18 protein-coding genes and 1 riboswitch are annotated in these 20,782 nt (G+C 55.5%); of the genes, 7 read left to right on the top strand and 11 right to left on the bottom strand.

Going from position 1 to position 20,782, the window contains the following annotated elements:
- The first annotated feature begins 75 nt into the window (after positions 1-75).
- From FE784_RS15350 to FE784_RS15340, 4 genes are read left to right on the top strand one after another with little or no spacing between them, the layout of a single operon-like run.
- Positions 76-1,560: a spore germination protein gene (locus FE784_RS15350; RefSeq protein WP_139603087.1), complete on the top strand. Its 1,485-nt coding sequence runs from the start codon at positions 76-78 to the stop codon at positions 1,558-1,560.
- 26 nt (positions 1,561-1,586) lie between these two features.
- Entirely contained in the window at positions 1,587-2,744 is a 1,158-nt protein-coding gene (locus tag FE784_RS15345; protein WP_139603086.1) for a Ger(x)C family spore germination protein, read from the top strand.
- Positions 2,745-2,773: 29 nt separating this feature from the next.
- Positions 2,774-3,013: a hypothetical protein gene (locus FE784_RS40890; RefSeq protein ID WP_176706245.1), complete on the top strand. Its 240-nt coding sequence runs from the start codon at positions 2,774-2,776 to the stop codon at positions 3,011-3,013.
- Between the two features lie 31 nt (positions 3,014-3,044).
- Positions 3,045-4,160: a GerAB/ArcD/ProY family transporter gene (locus FE784_RS15340; RefSeq protein WP_176706244.1), complete on the top strand. Its 1,116-nt coding sequence runs from the start codon at positions 3,045-3,047 to the stop codon at positions 4,158-4,160.
- A gap of 75 nt (positions 4,161-4,235) precedes the next feature.
- Here the strand turns inward: FE784_RS15340 and FE784_RS15335 are convergent, their stop codons facing one another.
- The 4 genes from FE784_RS15335 to FE784_RS15325 all read right to left on the bottom strand — a co-directional run bounded on the left by FE784_RS15335 (position 4,236) and on the right by FE784_RS15325 (position 6,747).
- Positions 4,236-4,532, bottom strand: coding sequence for a hypothetical protein (locus FE784_RS15335; protein WP_139603084.1), 297 nt, complete (start codon positions 4,530-4,532; stop codon positions 4,236-4,238).
- A 100-nt stretch (positions 4,533-4,632) separates the two neighbouring features.
- Positions 4,633-4,732, bottom strand: a riboswitch (cyclic di-GMP riboswitch).
- Between the two features lie 209 nt (positions 4,733-4,941).
- The gene (locus tag FE784_RS40885) at positions 4,942-5,085 is read right to left on the bottom strand and encodes a hypothetical protein (protein WP_176706243.1); all 144 of its coding nucleotides are present in this window, start codon (positions 5,083-5,085) and stop codon (positions 4,942-4,944) included.
- A 183-nt stretch (positions 5,086-5,268) separates the two neighbouring features.
- Positions 5,269-5,712, bottom strand: coding sequence for a universal stress protein (locus FE784_RS15330; protein WP_139603083.1), 444 nt, complete (start codon positions 5,710-5,712; stop codon positions 5,269-5,271).
- 102 nt (positions 5,713-5,814) lie between these two features.
- Positions 5,815-6,747 carry an MORN repeat-containing protein gene (locus FE784_RS15325; RefSeq protein WP_176706242.1) on the bottom strand — a complete coding sequence of 311 codons (933 nt, stop codon included), beginning with the start codon at positions 6,745-6,747 and terminating at the stop codon, positions 5,815-5,817.
- A gap of 51 nt (positions 6,748-6,798) precedes the next feature.
- Between FE784_RS15325 and FE784_RS15320 the strand changes: the two genes are divergently transcribed.
- Positions 6,799-8,163 carry a hypothetical protein gene (locus tag FE784_RS15320; protein WP_176706241.1) on the top strand — a complete coding sequence of 455 codons (1,365 nt, stop codon included), beginning with the start codon at positions 6,799-6,801 and terminating at the stop codon, positions 8,161-8,163.
- A gap of 64 nt (positions 8,164-8,227) precedes the next feature.
- Here FE784_RS15320 and rsgA read toward each other — a convergent pair whose 3' ends face one another.
- Both rsgA and FE784_RS15310 read right to left on the bottom strand, forming a co-directional pair.
- The gene (gene rsgA / locus FE784_RS15315; RefSeq protein WP_139603145.1) at positions 8,228-9,286 is read right to left on the bottom strand and encodes a ribosome small subunit-dependent GTPase A; all 1,059 of its coding nucleotides are present in this window, start codon (positions 9,284-9,286) and stop codon (positions 8,228-8,230) included.
- 273 nt (positions 9,287-9,559) lie between these two features.
- On the bottom strand, positions 9,560-10,297 hold the full coding sequence (locus FE784_RS15310) for a response regulator transcription factor (RefSeq protein WP_176706240.1): 738 nt from the start codon (positions 10,295-10,297) through the stop codon (positions 9,560-9,562).
- Positions 10,298-10,438: 141 nt separating this feature from the next.
- Between FE784_RS15310 and FE784_RS15305 the strand changes: the two genes are divergently transcribed.
- Positions 10,439-11,293, top strand: a complete 855-nt coding sequence (locus FE784_RS15305; protein WP_246132039.1) for an AraC family transcriptional regulator — start codon at positions 10,439-10,441, stop codon at positions 11,291-11,293.
- A gap of 57 nt (positions 11,294-11,350) precedes the next feature.
- Here FE784_RS15305 and FE784_RS15300 read toward each other — a convergent pair whose 3' ends face one another.
- The 3 genes from FE784_RS15300 to FE784_RS15290 form a co-directional block, all read right to left on the bottom strand.
- Positions 11,351-13,396 carry a hypothetical protein gene (locus FE784_RS15300; RefSeq protein ID WP_139603079.1) on the bottom strand — a complete coding sequence of 682 codons (2,046 nt, stop codon included), beginning with the start codon at positions 13,394-13,396 and terminating at the stop codon, positions 11,351-11,353.
- 28 nt (positions 13,397-13,424) lie between these two features.
- A complete protein-coding gene (locus FE784_RS15295; protein ID WP_139603078.1) occupies positions 13,425-14,741 on the bottom strand; it encodes an ABC transporter substrate-binding protein in 1,317 nt (438 codons plus the stop codon).
- A 300-nt stretch (positions 14,742-15,041) separates the two neighbouring features.
- A complete protein-coding gene (locus FE784_RS15290; protein ID WP_246132038.1) occupies positions 15,042-15,863 on the bottom strand; it encodes a helix-turn-helix domain-containing protein in 822 nt (273 codons plus the stop codon).
- 228 nt (positions 15,864-16,091) lie between these two features.
- Between FE784_RS15290 and FE784_RS15285 the strand changes: the two genes are divergently transcribed.
- Positions 16,092-16,901 carry a phytanoyl-CoA dioxygenase family protein gene (locus FE784_RS15285; protein ID WP_139603077.1) on the top strand — a complete coding sequence of 270 codons (810 nt, stop codon included), beginning with the start codon at positions 16,092-16,094 and terminating at the stop codon, positions 16,899-16,901.
- A 301-nt stretch (positions 16,902-17,202) separates the two neighbouring features.
- Here FE784_RS15285 and FE784_RS15280 read toward each other — a convergent pair whose 3' ends face one another.
- Together FE784_RS15280 and FE784_RS15275 are read right to left on the bottom strand one after the other, a co-directional pair.
- Positions 17,203-18,834, bottom strand: coding sequence for a response regulator transcription factor (locus FE784_RS15280; protein WP_176706239.1), 1,632 nt, complete (start codon positions 18,832-18,834; stop codon positions 17,203-17,205).
- Positions 18,827-20,641 (bottom strand): cache domain-containing sensor histidine kinase, encoded by a 1,815-nt coding sequence (locus tag FE784_RS15275; RefSeq protein WP_139603075.1) that lies wholly within the window; start codon positions 20,639-20,641, stop codon positions 18,827-18,829. The genes FE784_RS15280 and FE784_RS15275 overlap by 8 nt, the downstream gene beginning before the upstream one ends.
- Between the last annotated feature and the right edge of the window lie 141 nt (positions 20,642-20,782).

Below are 20,782 nucleotides of genomic sequence, written 5' to 3'. Positions count from 1 at the left end.
AATATTTTCCCGTAATAGGGAAACCTTACTAATGCAAGACGACTCGGGGCGGACGACAGATCGGAGGCTGATTCCATGAGCGCTACTGACATTCCGATTGCGGCCGAGCTTGCCGACAACCTTCGAGCCGTGAATGAAGCATTCGCCGCTTGCCATGATATTGTAGTCCATCCTTATCGGTACGGAAACTCGTTATCCCACGATATGGCAGTCGTGTATTGCGAGACTCTGATCCGGCAGCCGGACGTCAGCATCGTCAAATCCGTCCTGCTCAACTTGGTCCGCGAAATGCCGGGGGAGACGGAAATTGCCTCGGTCGATCGGATCGCAGCCTTTTTCGAGCGCGGCGGCGCATCTTACAAGCCGTTCGAGCTGTTGAACGGGATCGGCCAGGCCGTTCGCTCCGTCGTCGAAGGCAGGATGGTGCTGTTGTTCGACGGCTGGAACAAGGCGCTCGGTTTCGATGCGTTATCGATCGAACGCCGAGCCGTCACCGAGCCGAGCAGCGAGGCGGTCATCAGCGGACCTCGCGAAGGAACGATCGAGGATCTGCATACGAATATCGGACTATTGCGGGTCCGTCTATCGACACCGGAATTCAAAATCGAGATGTACGAGACCGGCACGCATACGAAACAGAAATTCGTGCTCGGCTATTTGCAAAACGTCGTCCAGCCCGAGCTGCTGGCCGAGCTGAAGCGCCGCGTCTCGGTCATCGACAGGACGGAAGCGTTGGACGTTACGTATATCCGCGAGCTTATCGAGGATGCCGTGTATTCCCCGTTCCCCCAATACCGGATTACCGAACGCCCGGACGTCGCGGTCAGCTCTCTCTTGGAGGGCAAAATCGTCATAATGATGGAAGGCAGCGGAACGATCCTCATATGCCCAATCAAATTTACGGAGCTGTTCCAGTCGGCGGAGGACTATTATCAGCGGACGATCATTTCAACGCTCGTTCGCTGGCTAAGGGTGATCGCGTTCGTCATCGCCCTCACGCTGCCGAGCCTGTACATTGCCCTGTCCACGTTTCACCCGGAGCTGATTCCTTCGAATCTGCTCTTGGCCATGCTTGACACGAGGGAAGGCATTCCGTTTCCCGCGTTCGTCGAGGCGGTCCTTATGCAGTTTTTTTTCGAGCTGCTGCGCGAGGCGGGCATTCGCCTGCCGAGGCCGATCGGCTCTTCGGTCAGCATCGTCGGCGCTCTCATTATCGGGGATGCGGCCATTTCGGCGGGAATCGCCTCGCCGATCATGGTTGTAGTCGTCGCTTTGACGGGGATCGCTTCTTTCTCCATTCCCCAGTACGAAATTGCGATCGCATTGCGCATTTTGAGCTTTCCGTTGATGATCATGGCGTTTTTCTTGGGCGGGTTCGGCTTGATGATCGGCTTCATCCTGATCCTGCTCCATTTGACCTGCCTTCGCTCGCTAGGCCAGCCTTATTTGGCGCCGATCGCCCCGCTGCGGCCGCTGCAGCTGTTCGATGTCATCGTGCGGGCCCCGCTTAAGGAGCGGTTCCGTTTATCGAAGAGACGAAAATTCGCGCGTCCGGACTAACCGCCCGGTCAAAGGAGCCATGCCGCTTGAGAGGAATCGTCGTTCGCTTGGTAAGCTTAGGAACTGTTCTCGTCGTGACGATGTCCGCTCCCGGCTGCAGCCGAATGGAGCTTAACGAGCGAGGCTTCATTCTGGGAGCGGCGATAGATGAAACGGCGGACGGCAAGCTCGAGCTGACGACGCAATTTTACAAGCCGAACGAAGGAACGACCGCCGCCACGCCGAAGAAAGCGTCTTCCTTCAACATACGGACTACGGGATATTCGGTTTTCGACGCGGCGCGCGATTTGACGGTGCATCTCGGACGCAAGGCGCAGTGGAGCCACATGCAGGCAATTCTGATCGGGGAAGACTTGGCGAGAAAAAGGCCGCTCGGAGACATTCTCGACTTCTTCTATCGGGACGACGAGCCCCGCTTGACGACTCCGATCCTGATCACCCAAGGCAAAGCCGGTCCGTACTTGGACGAAAAGCCGTACATCGAGAAAACGATAAGCCGCCAGTTTAAAGGGGCCGGACAGTCCGCCACGCAATATTCCGGCAAATCGGTCGAGATGAACCTGCTCGAGCTCCAATCCCAATTGAACACCGAGACGGGGGCCGCGGTTATGCCCTATGTCTACATCCAGCAAAAGGAACCGAAGCATGCCGTCGTTTCCGGCGGCGCTCTCATCACAAAGGGAGTGTTGGTCGGCAAGCTTGCTCCCGATCAGGTGCATGCCTACTTGATGCTTCTAAGCAAATTCAGGAGCGGAATCGTTCCGATTCCTTGCGATAAGAACGAAGATCAATCCGAATCGTTCGAGGTTCAGACAACGGAAACGAAGCTGGTCCCGCGTATCGATCGGGAAGCCTTATCGGTTACGGTACATATGAACGTTTCCGGGACTGTCCGCGAGCTTGTCTGTTCTTCGCTGATGAAGCCGGAAGACCACGTCGCTTTCCAAGGCAAAATCGAGGCGACTCTCGAGCGGCAAATGCGCGAATTCATCCAATCGCTTCAAAAGCGGAAGGCCGACGTGCTGGAGATCGGAAACGACCTGTACAAAAAGCACCCGCGGTTGTGGAAATCATGGAAAGAGGATTGGGATGACCGGTTCTCGCAGCTCCCGTTCGAATACCGCATCCAGGTCCGTATTTCGAATACCGGTCTCGGGGGATGGAAATCGACCTTCGAGCCATAACAAGACCGTACGGAAAGCGGAGGATTACTATGCTCATCAGGTTTACGGTCACGATCGTCCTATACGCCCTGATGTTTGCTTCGAATACGTCCGCCCTGAAACGGAGCAGCCGGAAGGAACTCGCCGTATACGGGGCGCTGACGGCGCTTTCCGCATATGCGGGAATTCTCTTCGTTTTGCAGAAGCAGTGGCCCAATCTGGATACGATCCTTTATTCCATCTATGCCTGGCCCGCCAAAGCGATCATCCGGATGTTCAAGCCGTCGTAAATCGCACCGCCGGATGCAGGGGAGTGAATCGATGAACAACAAGGCAACGATAAGCCCGCAGCAAGTAACGCTGCTGTTCCTATCCTTCATTACGAGTTCGGCGATCGTCTTCATTCCGAACCCGGTTATCCAAGCCGCCCATAACGGAGCTTGGTTGTCGATGCTGCTTTCCGGCTTGTGCGGCATGCTTATGCTCGCACTCGTTTTGTATTTGTACAGACAGCACCCGTCCATCGTGTTCGTGCAATATTTTCGCGACATGTTCGGCGCCTGGTTTACAGTACTCGTCATCGTCCCCTTCCTGCTCTCGTTGTTTATGATGACTGCCAACATTACGCAAGGGCTCGGACTTTTTCTGACCAGCTCGATGATGGTAGAGACGCCGATGTACATTTTCCACGCCTTTACTTTAGTGGCTGCCGCTCTTACGGTACGAGCAGGTATCGAGGTTATGGCACGCATGTTCGGGCTGCTGATTTTCATCGTAATCGTTACGGTAGCGTTCGTGCTGCTGTTCGCCATTCCCGACTATGACCCCGGAGCGCTGCTTCCACAATTCAACGACGGGTGGAAGCCGATCGCATACGGCACGTATTTGACTTACGGCTGGCCCTACTCCGAAATATTTCTGTTTACTTCCATATTTTGCTTTGTGCGCACGGATACGAAAAAGAAGTGGACGAAGCCCTTATACGGGGCGCTCGTCTTCCATATGCTCGTCTTCAGCATCGTCATCGCCTGTACGATCATGACGTTCGGGAAGTCGGCCGCCGAGCGTAAATATTCGCTGTACGAGGTAGCCAGAGTAATCGAAATTACCGGCATTTTCGAAAGGATCGAATCGATCGTGGGCATTACGCTCATCGCCGGCTCGTATATGAAAATATCGATCTGCCTGTTCGTGCTGAACTTGACGGCCTCCAGGCTGTTCAACCTTAAAGACGACCGGCTGCTCATTTATCCGATCACGGTGGCGATCCTTTTCTTATCCGTGACGATGTTCCCGACCGAGTCGGAGGCGTTCGAATGCTGGACGGTCGTCTGGCCGTTTATCGCGATCTGCTTCTCGGTGCCGCTGCTGCTGGCTTTGACGGGCACGGTCGTCCGCAACATCCGCAGACGCGGACAAGCTTCCCGCAAACACTAGGAGCCGGACGGCAAAAAGCCCCGCATACGCTTGCATGCGAGGTGGCCGGGATTGCGAATGTATGTATGCGGCTTGTCAGGAGGGCCGTTTGGACGAGACATGCTCCTGCAGCAGCCGGTACAGCTGAATGATCGAATCTTGGTTTTTGCTGAACCGGAACGAAATTTTCACTTCGCCCTGCCAATAAAAAATAAATAAATTGTTTTTACGTCCGATGACGAGCTCCACGTCCCATCTCGAATCGGTCAACCGGTATTTATCCCGGTTGAAGAAAAGCTTCGGCCCTTCCGAGGAGTAGTACATCCCGAAAAAATCGTCGCACAATTTCAAGTAAAAGCCGTGTTCCGCACATTTGAGCCCACCGTCCATCATTCCCAACTCCTTTGCTCTTTGTTTTTAATGGCCATATGCACAGGACAGTTTGTTCCCCCGTTCTTATATACCCAAAACAAAAAAACTTCAATCCGTTTCGTTCGGCAGCTGGCTGGCATGTCCGTCGTTTCTCGCGACCTAAGACTTTAGCCCCTTTAGCTTTGCGTCGCCGGCTTTCGCCGGGTTTGCCGTTATCGTGAAGTTCTCGAAGTTTTGGCGTGTGTGGTGTCGATTCCTTATTCTAAGGATAAGGGAGGGGCACTCCGCATTGCATCCTCCTTTATACCTATTTTTTGACACGGGACGACTTTCTACGATGCGGAATTGCGACATCGTACCGACGCATATCGATTTACATACGAAGAACCGGGCGATTAGCCCGGTTCTATTGGCCGTGATGTCTTGGCAATTAGATCCAAGCGCGGCTAACGATGACCAACAAGATGAACAGCACCAAAATGACGCCAGTAGAAGTGAACACTCCTCCTACTCCGCAACCGCCAACTCCGCCAATTCCGCCAACTCCGCCAACTCCGCCAACTCCGAATCCCATGTTCAGTCCTCCCCAAAATTCCCATATATTCGGGTGATTGAGATCCTCCGAGGAACCGATGTCCTGATGCAACCGCTTCAGCAAGAGGTTCCAACCACACGATCTACCATATGAGATTGCAGTCGCCCCGGACTGTACAAATGTCCTGTAGGCTCAAACTTTTATGGGAATATCGGCTGGCGCCTACTCGTGGGGCGCCTTGATGACGAGTACCGGAATTTCCGCGTGCTGCACGACATAATGGCTTACGCTGCCCAGGAACAGTTCCTTCAGCGTTCCGAAGCCTCTGCTGCCGATTACGATCAGATCGGCGTCCTGATCGTCCGCATATCTCAGCAGTGCCTGGGCCGGATCGCCCTGCAGCAGCGCCGACGCCGTGTTCGGAAGTCCGGGAGTGCGGGCTTTCGCTTCCTCCAACAGCCGTTCCGAATCCGACAGCTCTTCGAGCTCCATGCGCACCGGAGCTACGACGATGGCTTCCCCTACGACAAAATTGGGAATCTGGTAAACATGGGCGATCGTAAGACGCGCACCCGGCGTCGTACGGACAAGATCCGCGGCCCGGTCAAGCGCCGATTGGGCTTGAGCCGAACCGTCGTATGCGACTAATACATGTTGAAATGGCATGACGGACACCTCTTATCGGGAATTGGATTTGGTCCTATTGTAGCAACGGATTGTCCCGGCAGCTGTGAGAATCGTCACATTCCGCACACGGTCCTACTATATTCATACCCCACTTTGCCCGGGTTGAACCATGGGACCGTTAAGCCGGTCCTCTGTATAAACAAATTCCCCGTAGGACCAAAAACCGTTCTGAACGGTGCCGTCCGGGTACGTTTTCAGACCGCGGCCATGCTCGAGATGATTGTCCCATTCTCCCTCATAGACAGTTCCATCCGCCCATTTGTACATGCCCTGTCCGTGAAAGCAGCCTTCCTTCCACTCGCCGCAGTAGCTGTCGCCGTTGGCAAACCGTTTCTCCCCTTTGCCGTATTCCATGTCCCGGTACCAGCCGCCCTCATATTTCGTCCCGTCGCTCCATACATAAGCGCCTTTGCCGTGTCGCCAGTGCTGAAGCGTCGCGCCGATGTACGTCCCTCCGCGCTCATCCTTCCGGATAACCGCGTCGGCTGTTTTTGCGCCGCTTTCTCCCCATTCGGCATCATAGAAGGCGTCGTCGATACCGACTGTAGCCGGCAGCCCCGGCAAGAGCTCTTCTCCTCCAGCTATCGCAACCTCGCCTCTTCCGGCAGCAGGCGCGACGTACAACGGCTTCGGGACGAAGCCATCGTCAACGTACGTTGTATAATACCAGCAAGCCAGATCGTAGATTCCGTACAACAATTCCTTCACGGCGAAGGCGTCGAGAAACAGCTCGCTTTCTCTCAAATCGGTCAGCTCCAGCCGATTCAGAACGGTGATGAAATCCGGCTTCAGCAGCTCCAATCGCTCCAATTCCGCCAGCAGCTCGAAAGACTCCCTTTCTTCGACGGACCGTTCCTCCCGTTTCAAAATATTCGCCGTCAGCCAGTTGCCCGCTTGCTTCAAATCGGCCAATGAGGCGGCAGGATTGCTCCCGTACGTCCGCTCGGCACGGGCCGCCAATCGGTACAGACCGGGTAGTTCCTTATGCAAGAAACCGAATTGGGAGACTTCCATCGCAGTTCTCTCCTTTGTTATAATAAGGAATATCGGGAGGGAGTACACACTATGAAGCTGGACAAGAAGCGGGAATCGGCCCCGTCGGCCCGTACATCCGCAGTTCCCCAACGGGAAGGCGACCGGAGCGCAATAAGCGCTGCGCGATCGTTCGACTCTTGGCATACGGCTCAACAAACGATGGGCAATCGTGCCGTCGGACGTATGATCGAGCATACGATTTCGCGCAAGCGGGAGGAACCGGGCCGTCTCGGGACGGAAGCGCCCTTCGTGCAGAGGCTGATCGATGCGAGCAGCTTCAAGGCGGAAACGAAAGTAAAAAACCGATTCCGCATGAAAATAAAAGGCGTCGATAAAGCTTTGGCCAACTACGGCAAAATCGAGAAAAACAACTTTGCGGGACGCAACGCCCAGTTGGACGTCATCCGCGAAGCTTGCAACAAATATAAAGCCCATCCCAAAGCGCACCCGTACCGCGTCGCCGGGGTAGACCGGCTGCTGGAGCAGATCGTCAAGGAGCGGCGTGTTCTCGCTCCCTTAAGCGAGGCGATGGCCGAAGCCGATCCGAAGAAAAAATTCGCCAAGCTGTGCGAAGGGCAGGACGCCCTTGTGGAAGTGAAGGAGGATGTTCCCGGCTTGAACAACATGTCGCTCGATCCGGAAATTTCCCAATGCATCGGCGAAATTCGCGCCGTTCCCGGAGCGATGGAGGAATTGCTGCAGAACGAAATGGACCAGCTGCGGGCTATTATGAACGATGCGGATACGCCCGACATTACGAAGCAAATATTGGCCGAAGCGCTCGGCAACGCCGATCAGATTCATTTGGAAGCGCTCACCCCCGGGGCCCGTTTTACGAATCAGAAAGAAAAAGACCGGGGAATTGCCGAGAAATACGTCGTCAATCATAACATGAACGCGCCCGGGGGCTCCTCGGAGCGCCTCGGCTCGCTTGCGCATGAGCTGACCCATGTGTCGATCTCCGAGCAGTTCGACAATACGGCGCTGTTCTTCGCCTTCGACAAGGACGCCTCCGTCGACGAGGTGATGAATTTGGTGGAGAAGCGCCGCGGCGATCTGGATGCGCTCCTCGCATTGCTCGATCCGAAAGATTTTACGAAAGAGCAGGTCCGACTGCTGAACTCGAAGCTGGCTTATCCGCGCAAGGGCGGGCCGGCCGGCGTACAACGCTATATCGACAGCTTCTACACGAGCAAAAAAATTACGAGGGAACAGAAAGAAAAAGCCGAAGCGCTCGTCGCGCGAGGCATGGACAACACGGTCATCGAGTTCGACACGGTCATTAACCAGATGCTTATCTATATGCAGCAGTGGAAAACTCCGCAAGACAATGCGTTTTATGCGAAGCTGATGGAGGTTGCCACGGAAGCGCAAGCGCATCGCATGGGCGGCTGATCCGGGAATCGGATCGGACCGCACATGCATACGGGCTCTTGCCGGAACGATGCGCGAATCGGGTCTACTTGCCGTTTTTGCGCATGTCCATGTTGATCTTTTTCCAGCGTTCCTTCTCTTTGCTGCGAAGCGCGGCGTCTTCTTTCCGCGCCAAATGGGCGAGCTCCCGCTGCAGCTTCAGGTAGCTGTCGTAGCGCTCGGCCGCAAGCTTGCCGCCGCCGAGCGCCTCCTGAACGGCGCAGCCCGGTTCCCGACGGTGGCCGCAATCGCCGAACCGGCACCGGGAGGCCAACTCCTCGATGTCGCGGAACCCTTGATCCAGCCCTTCGTCGGCATGCCACAGCTGCAGCTCCCGCATCCCCGGCGTATCGATCAATACGCCGCCTCCCGGCAGCGGCACGAGCTCGCGGTGCGTCGTCGTATGGCGGCCCTTGTCGTCGCCTTCGCGGATCTCGCTCACCTGCATGATCGTACGGCCGTATAGGGCGTTGACGATCGTCGATTTGCCTACGCCCGAGGAACCGAGCAGCGCGACCGTTTGCCCTTCTCCCACGTATGGCGAGAGCTGCTCCAGCCCTTCCCCGGATGCCGCGCTGACTATGTGGACGGGGACTCCGATCGCCACGGCTTCCGCTGCGGCCGCCCGCTCCCTGCTTTCTTGCTCCCCGCATAAATCCGCTTTGGTCAGCAGAACGACCGGGTTCGCCCCGCTTTCCCAGGCCAGCACCAAATACCGTTCCAACCGGCGGACATTAAAATCCTGGTTGAGCGCATTTACGAGAAACACCGTATCGACATTCGCGGCTACGATCTGCTCGTCGGTAATGAGCCCGGCCATTTTCCGGGAAAACTTGCTGAACCTCGGCATAACCGCACGGATGATCGCCCGGTTGTCGGCTTCCCGGTAACCGATCACCACCCAGTCCCCTACCGCCGGGTAATCGTTTCTTCCTTGTGCCTGATGTCTTAGCCGACCTGCCACTTCGGCAAGCATGTCTCCCCGTTCCGTATAGATCCGGTACAAATGCGTATGCTCGAGCGCTACCCGGCCGTAACCGTCCCCCGGCTCGGCCATCCGGCGAAATTGCTCGTCCATATCGGGCTTCCAGCCCAGTTTTTCCATATTCAATGCGGATTCCTCCCGAAATATCGCGGGAAGCGTCATCCGCCACGTGATTGCGCTTACGCGGACGCTGCTCCCGCCGAATGTTTGATTCCTTTATCCGATTTGCCGGCTGCGGCACTTTGTACCATTAGGATCACCATATAACATCATCCTTTCGAGTTGTTAAAAAAAGAGAAGGCTACAACAGATGCAGCCCTCTCCATTATATTCCAAACGGTCCCGAATTACTCCCGATACAATCGTTATAATCGTTTTTTCGAAGCGGGTCGGTCAAAGCTTCCCGCAGGCCCGCTCGCTCCGGAAATGATAGCCTCTGCCCCGTTCGCTTATAATGTACCTCGGATTCGCCGGATCCTGCTCCAGCTTTTGCCGCAATTTGTAGATGCACACGAGCACCGTTCTCGAATCCCCGTTGCTGTCTCTTCTCCATACCAATTCGTACAGCTCGGATGACGAAAACACTTCTCCCGGTCGATTGATCATAACGAACAGAAGTTCATACTCTTTGGCGGTCAGCTGTACGTTTCGCCCATTAACGTGAACCAGCTTTTTTTTCGGATCGATACGAATTCCCGTATCCTTCTCCGGCTCGGTCGCGGCATTGGATACTGCGACATCCTTGGCCAAATACAAGGGCGCCCTTCTCAATTTGGCTTTTACTCTGGCGACTACCTCGTACAAATTGAACGGTCTGGCAATATAATCGTCGCACCCGCAGTTCAAGGCATGCACGACATCCTCCGCATCCCCCTGGTTGCCGATCACCACGATCGGCACATTGGACACGCTGCGAATTTGCTCGCATACTTCCAGACTGTCGGTTCCGGGCAATTGATTGTCCAGCAGCACCAAATGCGGCTTTACCGATTCGAGCTGATGCCGTATCCGAACATAATCGCTTTCTTCGACAAGTCCGAACTTGTTCTCCTTAAAATGGCTGCGAAGCGGGGATTTGACCGCATCGTCGGCTGATACTAGAAGCACGGGCGTATACCCGGCGACGTCCATCTCGGATTCCTCCCGAATGTCTCGACTTTCACTCGGCTCTAGTGTACACGACGATTCTGGTATTTCTCTGAAATTGCGAGACATCGTCTGAACGAGCTATACTTGACTTATCGCCGACGTCGCGAAAAAGGGGGAACCGGGATGACCCGCTTCATGGACTATAGTATCGGAACGAAACCGATCCGAGTTGTCGACCTCAAAGTGGACAAAAGCAAATTAAACCTGAAATCGTTAACGATTCTGGATGTAGGACATATGCCCGGCAGGACGATCTACAGGAAAAAAGCAATATTCGGCAACAAATGGGCCCTATGCTATATTACGGACGGAACGGGGACGTACCGGGTGAATGACCGCGACAAGCTGCCCATAAAAAAAGACAGCCTGTTCTGGGTTTATCCCGGTGCCGCATTCTGCTTCGGGCCGGAGCCGAACGGCTATTGGGACGAATATTTTTTTACGATCGAAGGCCCCCGGATTCAGGAATGGTTGAATACATGGATGTTCGAACCCGGTACGGTGAAGCAGACAAAGAGCGATGATGCCCTCATGAGCAAAATAGATCGGATTTTCATGCTGATGGAAAGCGGTATTCCCGGCAATGCGGATCGTGCGGCGCTGTTGCTGGAATCGTTGTTGTTCGATTTCATGATGAACGCACAGACCTCTCCCGGCGGCGGCAGAAACGAAGCCACGATTAAAATATTGGACGACATCTCCGAGTCCATCTACTCCCCCTTTGACGCCAAGAAGCTGTGCGAGAGACATCACATTTCGTTCTCCACATTGAAACGAAACATAGGCAAATATACAGGATATCCTTTAAACGAGTACGTCCACCGATTAAAAATCGCGGAGGCGAAAAATATACTGCTCAATACGGAAAAAACGTTGAAGGAAATCGCCTCGTGCCTCGGATACAAGGACGTCTTTTACTTCTCGCGCCTGTTCAAAAAGTATGTAGGCATATCGCCGAACCTGTATAGAAATCCGTAATAGCATTCGGTATCGCAACCGTTCAATAAGCCCGCCGGAGCGGGCTACGATATTGCTTTATGTCGGGCGAAAACGGTTATTGAACTGCTTGCGCCCCCACTCTACCGCGAATCTGATATTCCCGGTCCCGGCGGGAGTTGCCGATTTGAATGCGATTACAATATTACCCGCATCGGCTGTAACGGATGAAATGCCTATGGAATTGGCGTCGGCGGATAATGCCGTTGCCATGTACCATTCCGGAGCGACTCCCAATTGATGGGCCACTTGATAAGATGCGTTTCCGCCGTTTGCGGTCGCGATCGCCCTTTGCCCCGTAAATACGATCTCGTCGCCGATGTAGGATGCCTGTGACGGGTAGGATACGGAGTCCCAAACTTTCGTCAGGGAAGGCTCGGATTCCGGCGAATCCGTCTTGTCCCAATATTCGAACGTGCCCTGCGGGTACATGTCGTACGTGTATTCAAACACGCAATAATTCGTATATTTGGGGCGGCGGAAATAGAGCCAGTGCTTGCCTTCCGCATCCGCATATACGGCGAATTTCGCGTACGCGTCGGTTGTTCCGTTAAACCCGTCGCCATCCACGGTGAATACCGGCTTCATCCCGCCAACCTCTTTGCCCCGTGCTCCGAAAGCAAATTCCGCGGAAGCGGAACGGTAAGACGCCTTGCCGTAATCCGTAACCATCCTCACCCGGCCGCTGAATAAAGATTTATCCTCTCCGATACGGCATACCCTGAACCATTGCGCATAGTTCTGCACGCCGGGCTTGGGCTCGCCGATGTCCCTCAGCTTCTGGTAACGCAGATCGCGCCACGTATTTTTCCAATTCTCGGCGTGGTTCAAATGAGAGGTTCTGACCGGTCCGTCGAAATTGAAAAATCCCGACGTTTCCGGATGTTGAATTTGAATGAAAGTACCGGTGAACGATTGCCCCTCTGGCGGCTGCTCGCAGCGGAATATGCCGCTCGAATCCCGGATGGCGCCATTCTTGCCGAAAGCTACGCCTATGGAGCTGCCCGTTTTCCAGATGTTTACTTCAAGAATCGCATTATATACCTCATGCTGTGCGTCGTTATACGCATCGTCGCCAACCAGAATTCCGATTTGGTCGTCCCGAACGTTAAGCGAAACGTTGCGGAACGTCGTATACCCGAACGAATCCATGCTGGCGGTTCCCGGTTGACGTTTAAACACGATATGTCGTTTGCAGTTGCTGATTGAAACGTTTTCCAGCGTCGTCCCCTCCACCCAATAATTGCGGGAATGGAGGACCAGACCGTCGCCGGCCGTGAACCCGTAGAAGCTGACGTTGCGCAGCTTGAATCCGTATGTGTCGGAAATCTCGACGGCAATCGAATCCGGATTGCTCCCGCCGTTAATGGACATATCGGCAATCGCGTGACTGGTGCCGACCGCACCGCTCCATGTCGCCGAATTGCGCCAATAGCGAAACAAATGCCCGGCGCCGTTCCAAACCAGACTCGTCACCCCGACTCCCTCGCCGGAAACGACTACATTGGGCGGCAATTCAATGTTTCCGCCGGTCGCCGTAAACGAATACGTTCCGGCAGGAATCAGCACCTGCCCGCCTGTTGCCGACGCCATTGCCAGCACCGCCTTGAGCGCAGCCGTCGGATCGGAGGGCCACATTGCGGAATCGGCGACGCGCCAACTCGGCTTAGCGCCGCCAACAAGGGCGACGCCGCCGCTTTCGGCCAGCGCGGCAGCCAGCCCGATCTGGTAAACGGCCACCCAGCCCGCATCGCCGACGCCGCCGTCTGCAGCAGGATTATTTGCCGTCGTCGTGTACGGAAGGGCTCCGGCCCATCGGTATCCTGTCGTTAAACCGTCAGCAGAGGTAAATTCCAGAATGTCCCACTCATGCTTGATCGATACTTGGGGTCGGAAAACGCCGCGGGCGCGGAACAGATTGCCTAATTGACCGTTCCCGTAGACGGAGTTCATAACGGATCCCCCCACGCCTTCAACCACCCCAGGCGAAGCCCCGTACAACAGCACCGCAGCACCCGCGACCCCCATCGAAGCAAGCATCTTCCTGCGGGACATCGATTCGTTCGAATCGTTTAGATCGACCATGAGCCCTTCCTCCTCGCCTTCTTGACCTTTATTTGGATTTCAATTCGGCAATCTTCTTGTCGAACTCTTCTTCCGCCTGCTTGAGCAGCGTGTTGACGTCGGCCTTGCCATTTACATAGTCCACCAGCTTCGCGTTAATTATCCCGCTGCCCGTGCCGTTGTAAGGAGAGGATCGGATCGGATCGGGATATTTTTGCGTCAAAACGGATTGCACGTTTTTGCCTTTGGCGGCCGGATTATTCTCGAAAGCATGCTCAAGCACCTTGGGGTCTTTCAAGGCGGTGATCCTTCCGTTCTTGGTCGCTTCCGTCTGCACGTCCGGATCGGTGCTCAGGAAGGTGACGATTTGAAACGCCAGATCGGCATGCTTGCTCCCCTTCGGAAGGACGAAGCCGTCGGAAAATACGCCTACGCCGACACCCGGCTTATCCTTGAAGGTCGGGTAGGTGACGAAGTCCCATTTCAGCCCTTCTTTTTCCAATAACGCCATATCCGAATTTTGCAATTGCAATATGTCAGGAAGCATGGCCACGGTACGCTTTTTCAGAAACTCATCCCGAGCGTCGAAAAATGATTTGATAACAGGGGCATTCGGAAATTCATTCATCGATTTGAACGTATCGAACAGCCGCTTCCAACCATCGGCGGCGAGCACCGCCTTCTGCCCCCCGGCATCGACATAGGACAGGCTCAGCTGGCTTTGCACCCGGTTGACGCCGAGCGGCGGCCGCAGACCGATGTACTGCAGGTCTCCCTCTTTGCGCGTAAGCCTTTTGCCCAGCTCGGTCACTTCCTCCCACGTCCTATTATCCTTCGGGTAAGAAACGCCGAACTTGTCGAAGATGTCCTTGTTGTAGTGCAAGCCGAACACGAGAACGTTGTATGGAATATATAAAATTTCACCTTTGGAGGAGTACGATTTGATGCTGTCAACCAGCTTCGTGTCGTATTTGTTCATATCAAATCCGTATTTCTTGGCAAGAGGAGTCAAATCCATGGGCACATCGTACTCCGCCAGCGCCGCTCCCATGTTCGTAAGCCCTTCCCATATGATGTCGGGAATTTCATTCGCCGTGATCAAATCCTGAATTTCGCTGCCCTTCTTGTTCTCGACGACCTGCAGGGTGACATGCGGAAATTTCTTTTTGACGAATTGGTTAATATATTTCTCGAAATCGTCGATCGGCGTCTTGGCATAAAATTTCAGCGTGACGGGCTCCTGCTTTTGCTTTTCCGGCGAAGCTTGCCCGGTCGTGTCCGATGCGGTTTTCCCCTGCCCTCCGCAACCTGTCAGCAGCAGAACAACTGCCAGCATGCTCAACATGGCGGTCCTTTTCGTTTGCATATGAATTCCCCCTATACTTTTTGAATCGCTTTCAATATGAAGACTGACGGTGATGAGTAAACGCTTAATCAACCGGTTAATCCCCTTTGCCTGTTTGGATGAATCGCATCGCTCCCTCTCTTTGCTTCTGCCAAGCCCCACAATTCGTTCTACATTGGAGAACAAAGTTCTTCAAAAACGCCACAGCCGGTCCCCCGACTGCACTGCATACTTAAATTACCATCAAGAGGCATAAGAAGGAATGGATATAGCGGCCAGCTCCATGGACTATAGGATCAACTCGAAGCTCCGACCGTTCCGTCACTGAAGGTTCGATCTATACCCGTTTTTCTGAAACGTACTCGGATTTACCCCGAATTGCTTGCGAAATTGATTCAGAAAATGATTGTAATTGGCGAAGCCGACGTCGAGGGCGGCCTCCGAGGCGTTCCGGTCCGTATGCCTCAGCAGCAGGGCGGCCTGACGAACGCGCATCAGATTCAACGTCTCCACGATCGAATGGCCGGTCGTTTCCTTGAACAGATGGGATAGTCTCGAAGGGGACAGACCGACAGCTTTGGCCAAGGCGTCGATCCTCACCGTATCGCGCATCCCTTCCGACAGCAGACGAAGCGTTTCCTCGATGCGGGGGTCAGTTTGTTTGCTCATCCTTCTCGCCAGCAGCAGCAATATTTCCCGCAGCGCATTCTCGCTCAGCTCGTGCCAGTACGGTCCCCGCTCGCCGAAATCGGATATGACCCTCTTGAAAGCCCGGTACACGCGCTTGCGCACCGCATCGCTCTCCACGCGGTGAACGATCAGTTCCTTGTCGGGCAACAGCCCGGTCTCCATCATGCGGGACGAGAAATGGGCCCAGACGAAATGCCAGCGCTCCCCTTTCTCCGTTCCGTATTGGTGGGGGGTCCCGGACTTCAGCAGAGTGATATCGCCCGCTCCGCAGCGGCTGACAGTGCCGGATGTTACGAAATATCCGTGACCTCCCAGCGTATAAGTTATAAGCCAGTCGTCCATTCCTTCGGGGCGCTTGGTCACATACGTGTCCGGCTCGTTGTAATGACCGGCGATTACGACGCCGGAAGCCGAGGCGCTGTTCGCTGTGGGACGGTTCGTCTCTTTTTCCAACCGGATGCTCTCCTTTCCCCTGCCCAATGGACAGAATCGATTATGTCCGTTGGCACCAGCATATCGTATCGGCTCCCGCACGACAATCATCCGCCGGGCGGAGCAATTCGTAAATAGCAGGATCGTGCGAGTATTCGGCACGAATGAGACTACCCGCGGCCGCACGCCGGCAGTATCATGGAATTGTATTGAATGCAGCAATCTTTTGCATGTAAGGGGGATAACGCGATGACCAGCATTCCGACTGCCATAACGGCAGATCAGAAGAGCCAGTTCGAGAACGAGGGCTTCCTGATCGTCAAAGGCTTGTTCGAGGCGGAGCAATTGAAGGAGATCGAGCGGACTTTCGAAGAAATCAGCCATCGGACGATACCGGGCTATTTCATGCCGGATTTGAACGCAGCCGCGTCCGACCCGCTGAAGCGGTATCCGCGCGTCATGCATCCGCACCGGTTCAACGAAACGGCGAAGTCGTACATGCTTCACAAGCCGGTATTGGACGTACTGCGGGACTTGTACGAGGAAGAGCCGCTCGCCGCACAAAGCATGTTCTACTACAAGCCGCCCGGCTCGCGGGGACAAGCGCTGCATCAGGACAATTTTTATTTGCGGGTCGAACCGGGCAACTGCATCGCCGCCTGGACGGCCGTCGATGCCGCGGACGAGGATAATGGCGGTCTGCTGGTCGTGCCGAAGACGAACGGCTACGACATCGTCTGTCCGGACAAAGCCGACGAGAACGAATCGTTTACGACCCACTATGTCAAGCCGCCCAAAGACCGTAAAGTCGTTCCGGCCGTCATGGCCAAAGGGGACGTGCTCTTCTTCAACGGCAACCTGATCCACGGCTCCTACCGCAACAAAACGAAGGACCGGTTCCGCAGGGCGTTCATCTGCCACTACGCGAATGCTTCCGCCGCCAGCATCGCCGCGCATTACAGACCGCTCTTTCGGGCCGACGGCTCGGAAGTGATGCTGGATGCCAATCCCGCCGGCGGTCCGTGCGGGGTTTTGAACGACAGCGCTTATCCGCATTGAACGGCCGGTAATCAGCGTGGCCGCCGCGACAACGGGCATTATGCCCGATCGCGGTTTTTTGACAGAATTTATAAAATTCGGGGTCCCCGCTAAGTACTTGGTAAGCATCGGAGCAAACGCCCCACTTTTGCGGGGTCAGGTTGTTATGTCGGACAGCAGCTTGTCGAGCTGCTCCAGTCCAGAGCAGCAGGTTGACTGGAAAAGGGTAGGCCCTTACTTGCCAATGAACCAAATTTGCTTACTCATTGCGCTATCCGGCTACTCAGTACTCCAGTCACTCCAGCTGCAGCAGGCGCAAGCCCTATTCGCGAGCTTTTCCCGCATATTCTCCGGGCTTCATTCCGCTGTGCGCTTTAAACAGCTTGACGAAGTAGCTTTTGTTGTCATACCCGAGCCGGTCGGCGATTTCATGCACCGTATAGCGGGACAGGTCGAGCAGCTCCTTCGCTTTCTCCATCTTCGTCCGAGTCACGAAGTCGACGAACGTTTCGTTCGTTTCTTTTTTGAACAGCCGGCTGAAATAGCTGGCGTTCAAATGGAGGTGGGCCGCGACTTCCTCCAGCGATATTTTGCGGTGCGCGTTCAGCGCGACGAATCGCTGCGCCTCGGAAATTTCCGCGCGCCTCGGCTGTCCGTAGATCGCGCTCATCCGCATCGCTGCCTCCCGCATGTACTCGGCGGCGATGCTCGCCAGCCGATCCAGCCGGTCCGCCTCCAGAAATGTCTGATGCAGCGCCTCGCGCGAGAAAGCGGACGGAACGCGCTCCATCGTCATGAACTTCATATGCAAATCGAGCAGCAGCTTCATGAACCATTGCTTCACCGTCTCCGGGGCAAATCGGCGCTCCCGGATCCGGTCCGCCCAGAGGCGAACGACGGGCTCGATCCGCTCCGCTTCCTGGCGGAGCACGACGTGTCGAAATGTCTCCAGCGCCTCCGGATAATAGGCGAATAGATCGTCCCGTGAAAATTCGCGCTCCGCCAGCTCCCCGATCGTGCCTTCCGGCAAATAAAACCTGTGCTCGCCGCTCGCCGCAAGCCGCCTCATCTCGTCGCGAAGGCGGTGCGGATCAACCGAGGACGAGCCGCCGGCGACAAACGAGACGGACAGCTTCAAATAATTGCCGAGCGCGCCGCGAATGCGCCGAAGCGCCGGCTCTACCCGGTACAGACCGACCGATCGCCCACTCTCGTCCGTTCCCGTTCCGAACAATAGCAGCAATTCCCGGTTCGCTACCCGAAACGATGCGGCATCGCCGCCATATCGGCCCAGCAGCTCGTCCGTGACGTTCTCCACCGCGAACATGCAGCTATCCTCGGATACGAATCGCGCCCTCGCTTCGGAGAAACGGTCGATCACGAGCAGGACCGGCAAATACGGCGCCGAGCCGAGCCGAATGCCGAACTCGGACGCGGTCTCCTTCCATGCCTCCGGGGCGGAAAGCGGATTGTACAGCATGGAACGGATAAACCGCTCCTTGACGATGGAGCGTCCGGAGTCCGGCAGCTTGTCCGCCAGGTCGCCCGCTCCCGGGACGACGGCCGCCTCCCGCCCCTCGAGCCGGGCGACAATGCCCCTCAGCAATTCGCCCAACATCTCCGGCTCTATCGTTTCTTTCAATATATAATCGTCAACGCCCAGCTTAATCGCTTGCTGCGCATATTTGAATTCGTCGTGACACGACAATATGACGACCGACAGCTCGGGTCTGAGAGCCTTGACCTTCTCGATCAGCTGCAGACCGTTCATGTGCGGCATGCCGATGTCGGTGACCAAAATGTCCGGAGCCTGCACGGAGGCGGCGTACTCATATGCTTTCGCCCCGTTTTCGAACATGCCTACGAGCCGTAATCCCAACTGTTCCCAGTCAATAGCCTGCTTCATAAAATCGAGTACGGGCACGTCGTCGTCGACTAGCATAACATTACGCATCGGATACATCTCCTTGCTCAATCGGTATATGCAGCGTGAACCGCGTCCCACGTCCGGGCGAGCTGTCGATGTCGACGGTGAACGCCGCCCCATACAGCAGCTTCATCCGATCGACGACGTTTTTGACGCCGATTCCGGTCAGCCCGGCGCCGCTTCGTTCCGGTACGGCCGTACCGTCCAGCTTGTCGAGAAGCGTGCGCAGCCTCTCTTCGTCCATGCCCGTCCCTTCGTCTTCGATCCGGACGAGAAGCCATGAGCCGGACAACCATGCCATGATCCGGATCTTCCCCCCGGCCTGCTCCAAACCGTGCAATAACGCATTTTCGATAAGCGGCTGCATGAAGAAGCGCGGCACCCGCACGGGCAGCGTCTCGGGCGACAGTGCGACATCGAGTACGATCGACTCGTTCATCCGGAAATTCATCAGCTTGACGTAATGGAAGACGGTATCGACTTCCTCCCTCAGCGCGATGTACTCGTTGCTGCGATTGATCGTCATCCGCAGCAGCGCCGCGAGCGAGCTGATGAGCGCGGCGCTGTCCTTGTCGCCCTTGATCATGATCCCCATCCGGATCGAATTGAGCACGTTGAACAAAAAATGCGGGTTGATTTGCGCCTGCAGCATTTCGAGCTCGGCCTTTCGCTTGAGCGTCTGCTCCTCGCGGATTTGGCCGATCATCGCTTCGATCCGATCGAGCATCTGGTCGAACGAACGGCCTAGCCGTCCGATCTCGTCGGGGCCGCGGATGTGCGAGCGAACATTCAACTGTCCGGATTCCACCTCTGCGGCTACGCGCGCGAGTCGCATCATCGGCTTCGTCAACCGGCTGATAAGCGTCACGAGCACGGCCAGAAAAGCGGTGAAAGACACGATCTGAACCAGTACATTCGTGCGCTGGACGATCGTGATTTTGCCGACAGCCTCGTCGTAGGGCACCGTGCCGATAAGCTGCCAATCGGCATAAGCCAGCTTGCTGCGGACGAGCATCGTCGCCTCCCCGTCGATATCGGCCATGTTCGCCTTCCCCTCCTGCGGCAGCAATTTCATATGCGGAAACGGACGGCCCAGCCGACTCTCTTCCCGCTGGGACAACACCGTTCCGCCGGAGTCGATGAGGAAAATGTTCTGCTTCGACACATTGGAGCTGAACACTTGACTGACATGCCTTTCGCCCAAGCTGACGATCATGTAGGCCTGAGGCTCGCCCGACAAACCGCGGATCGCCCGGGCGATCGTCATGACATACGGGTTCTCCGCCTTGTCGTATTGCAAATAGTTCGGGTGTATCCCGATCCAATACGCATCGTAGCCGCTCATCCGGGCGAATTGGGGAAACCACGGCTGTTCCCCGAAGGAACGCGGGTCATATTCGGAGGTCGGGTAATTCGAATAAAACGTGCCGTTCGGCAGCACGATCGACATATGCATTCTTTCGTTCGGAAACGAAATCGCTTCCAGCTTCTGCGCCACCTTCTTGACATTCGCCACCTGGGAAACGACATCGATCGGACTGCCGTTCTTATAGGCGTTCCAGTTTTCCGAGACGATCATCGATATTTCCGGATCGAACTGCAAATAGTTCGTCACGTAAATCATTTTGTTGACCAAATTGGTCACATAACGGTCGACGACGTCCAGCGAATCGGCCGCATTCGCCGCCGCCTGCTCCTGGAGCGCGTCCTTGGTAAAGTGCTGCGTGGCGAACAGGTTGAACAGAACGGGTACGATCAAACAGAGGATGGAGGACAGCAGCAGCTTGTTGCGGAGAGATTGTTTCCCTATTCGTTTCGGTCCTTTGCCGATCATGATGCACCATACTCCCGCTTAAACTTGTATATGACCAGTATACCAAATGTTCGGGAAAAGCGTAAAAGCCGTGCGGGAACGTTTGCGATGGAGTATCCCGCTCCGGCACCTCGACTACCATCCCCGCGGGGTTGCCGATGT

It is taken from the genome of Paenibacillus hemerocallicola (genome assembly GCF_006265175.1).
Taxonomy (GTDB): domain Bacteria; phylum Bacillota; class Bacilli; order Paenibacillales; family NBRC-103111; genus Paenibacillus_AB; species Paenibacillus_AB hemerocallicola.
Note: the sequence above shows the minus strand (reverse complement) of the source record. Positions and strands in the feature narration are given on the sequence as shown.

What these genes read in the sequence shown, in the direction of transcription:
- FE784_RS15350 (WP_139603087.1), top strand. Translation starts at nt 76, where the DNA reads ATGAGCGCTACTGACATTCCGATTGCGGCCGAGCTTGCCGACAACCTT.
- FE784_RS40890 (WP_176706245.1), top strand. Translation starts at nt 2,774, where the DNA reads ATGCTCATCAGGTTTACGGTCACGATCGTCCTATACGCCCTGATGTTT.
- FE784_RS15340 (WP_176706244.1), top strand. Translation starts at nt 3,045, where the DNA reads ATGAACAACAAGGCAACGATAAGCCCGCAGCAAGTAACGCTGCTGTTC.
- FE784_RS15335 (WP_139603084.1), bottom strand. Translation starts at nt 4,532, where the DNA reads ATGATGGACGGTGGGCTCAAATGTGCGGAACACGGCTTTTACTTGAAA.
- FE784_RS40885 (WP_176706243.1), bottom strand. Translation starts at nt 5,085, where the DNA reads ATGGGATTCGGAGTTGGCGGAGTTGGCGGAGTTGGCGGAATTGGCGGA.
- FE784_RS15330 (WP_139603083.1), bottom strand. Translation starts at nt 5,712, where the DNA reads ATGCCATTTCAACATGTATTAGTCGCATACGACGGTTCGGCTCAAGCC.
- FE784_RS15325 (WP_176706242.1), bottom strand. Translation starts at nt 6,747, where the DNA reads ATGGAAGTCTCCCAATTCGGTTTCTTGCATAAGGAACTACCCGGTCTG.
- FE784_RS15320 (WP_176706241.1), top strand. Translation starts at nt 6,799, where the DNA reads ATGAAGCTGGACAAGAAGCGGGAATCGGCCCCGTCGGCCCGTACATCC.
- rsgA (WP_139603145.1), bottom strand. Translation starts at nt 9,286, where the DNA reads ATGGAAAAACTGGGCTGGAAGCCCGATATGGACGAGCAATTTCGCCGG.
- FE784_RS15310 (WP_176706240.1), bottom strand. Translation starts at nt 10,297, where the DNA reads ATGGACGTCGCCGGGTATACGCCCGTGCTTCTAGTATCAGCCGACGAT.
- FE784_RS15305 (WP_246132039.1), top strand. Translation starts at nt 10,439, where the DNA reads ATGACCCGCTTCATGGACTATAGTATCGGAACGAAACCGATCCGAGTT.
- FE784_RS15300 (WP_139603079.1), bottom strand. Translation starts at nt 13,396, where the DNA reads ATGGTCGATCTAAACGATTCGAACGAATCGATGTCCCGCAGGAAGATG.
- FE784_RS15295 (WP_139603078.1), bottom strand. Translation starts at nt 14,741, where the DNA reads ATGCAAACGAAAAGGACCGCCATGTTGAGCATGCTGGCAGTTGTTCTG.
- FE784_RS15285 (WP_139603077.1), top strand. Translation starts at nt 16,092, where the DNA reads ATGACCAGCATTCCGACTGCCATAACGGCAGATCAGAAGAGCCAGTTC.
- FE784_RS15280 (WP_176706239.1), bottom strand. Translation starts at nt 18,834, where the DNA reads ATGCGTAATGTTATGCTAGTCGACGACGACGTGCCCGTACTCGATTTT.
- FE784_RS15275 (WP_139603075.1), bottom strand. Translation starts at nt 20,641, where the DNA reads ATGATCGGCAAAGGACCGAAACGAATAGGGAAACAATCTCTCCGCAAC.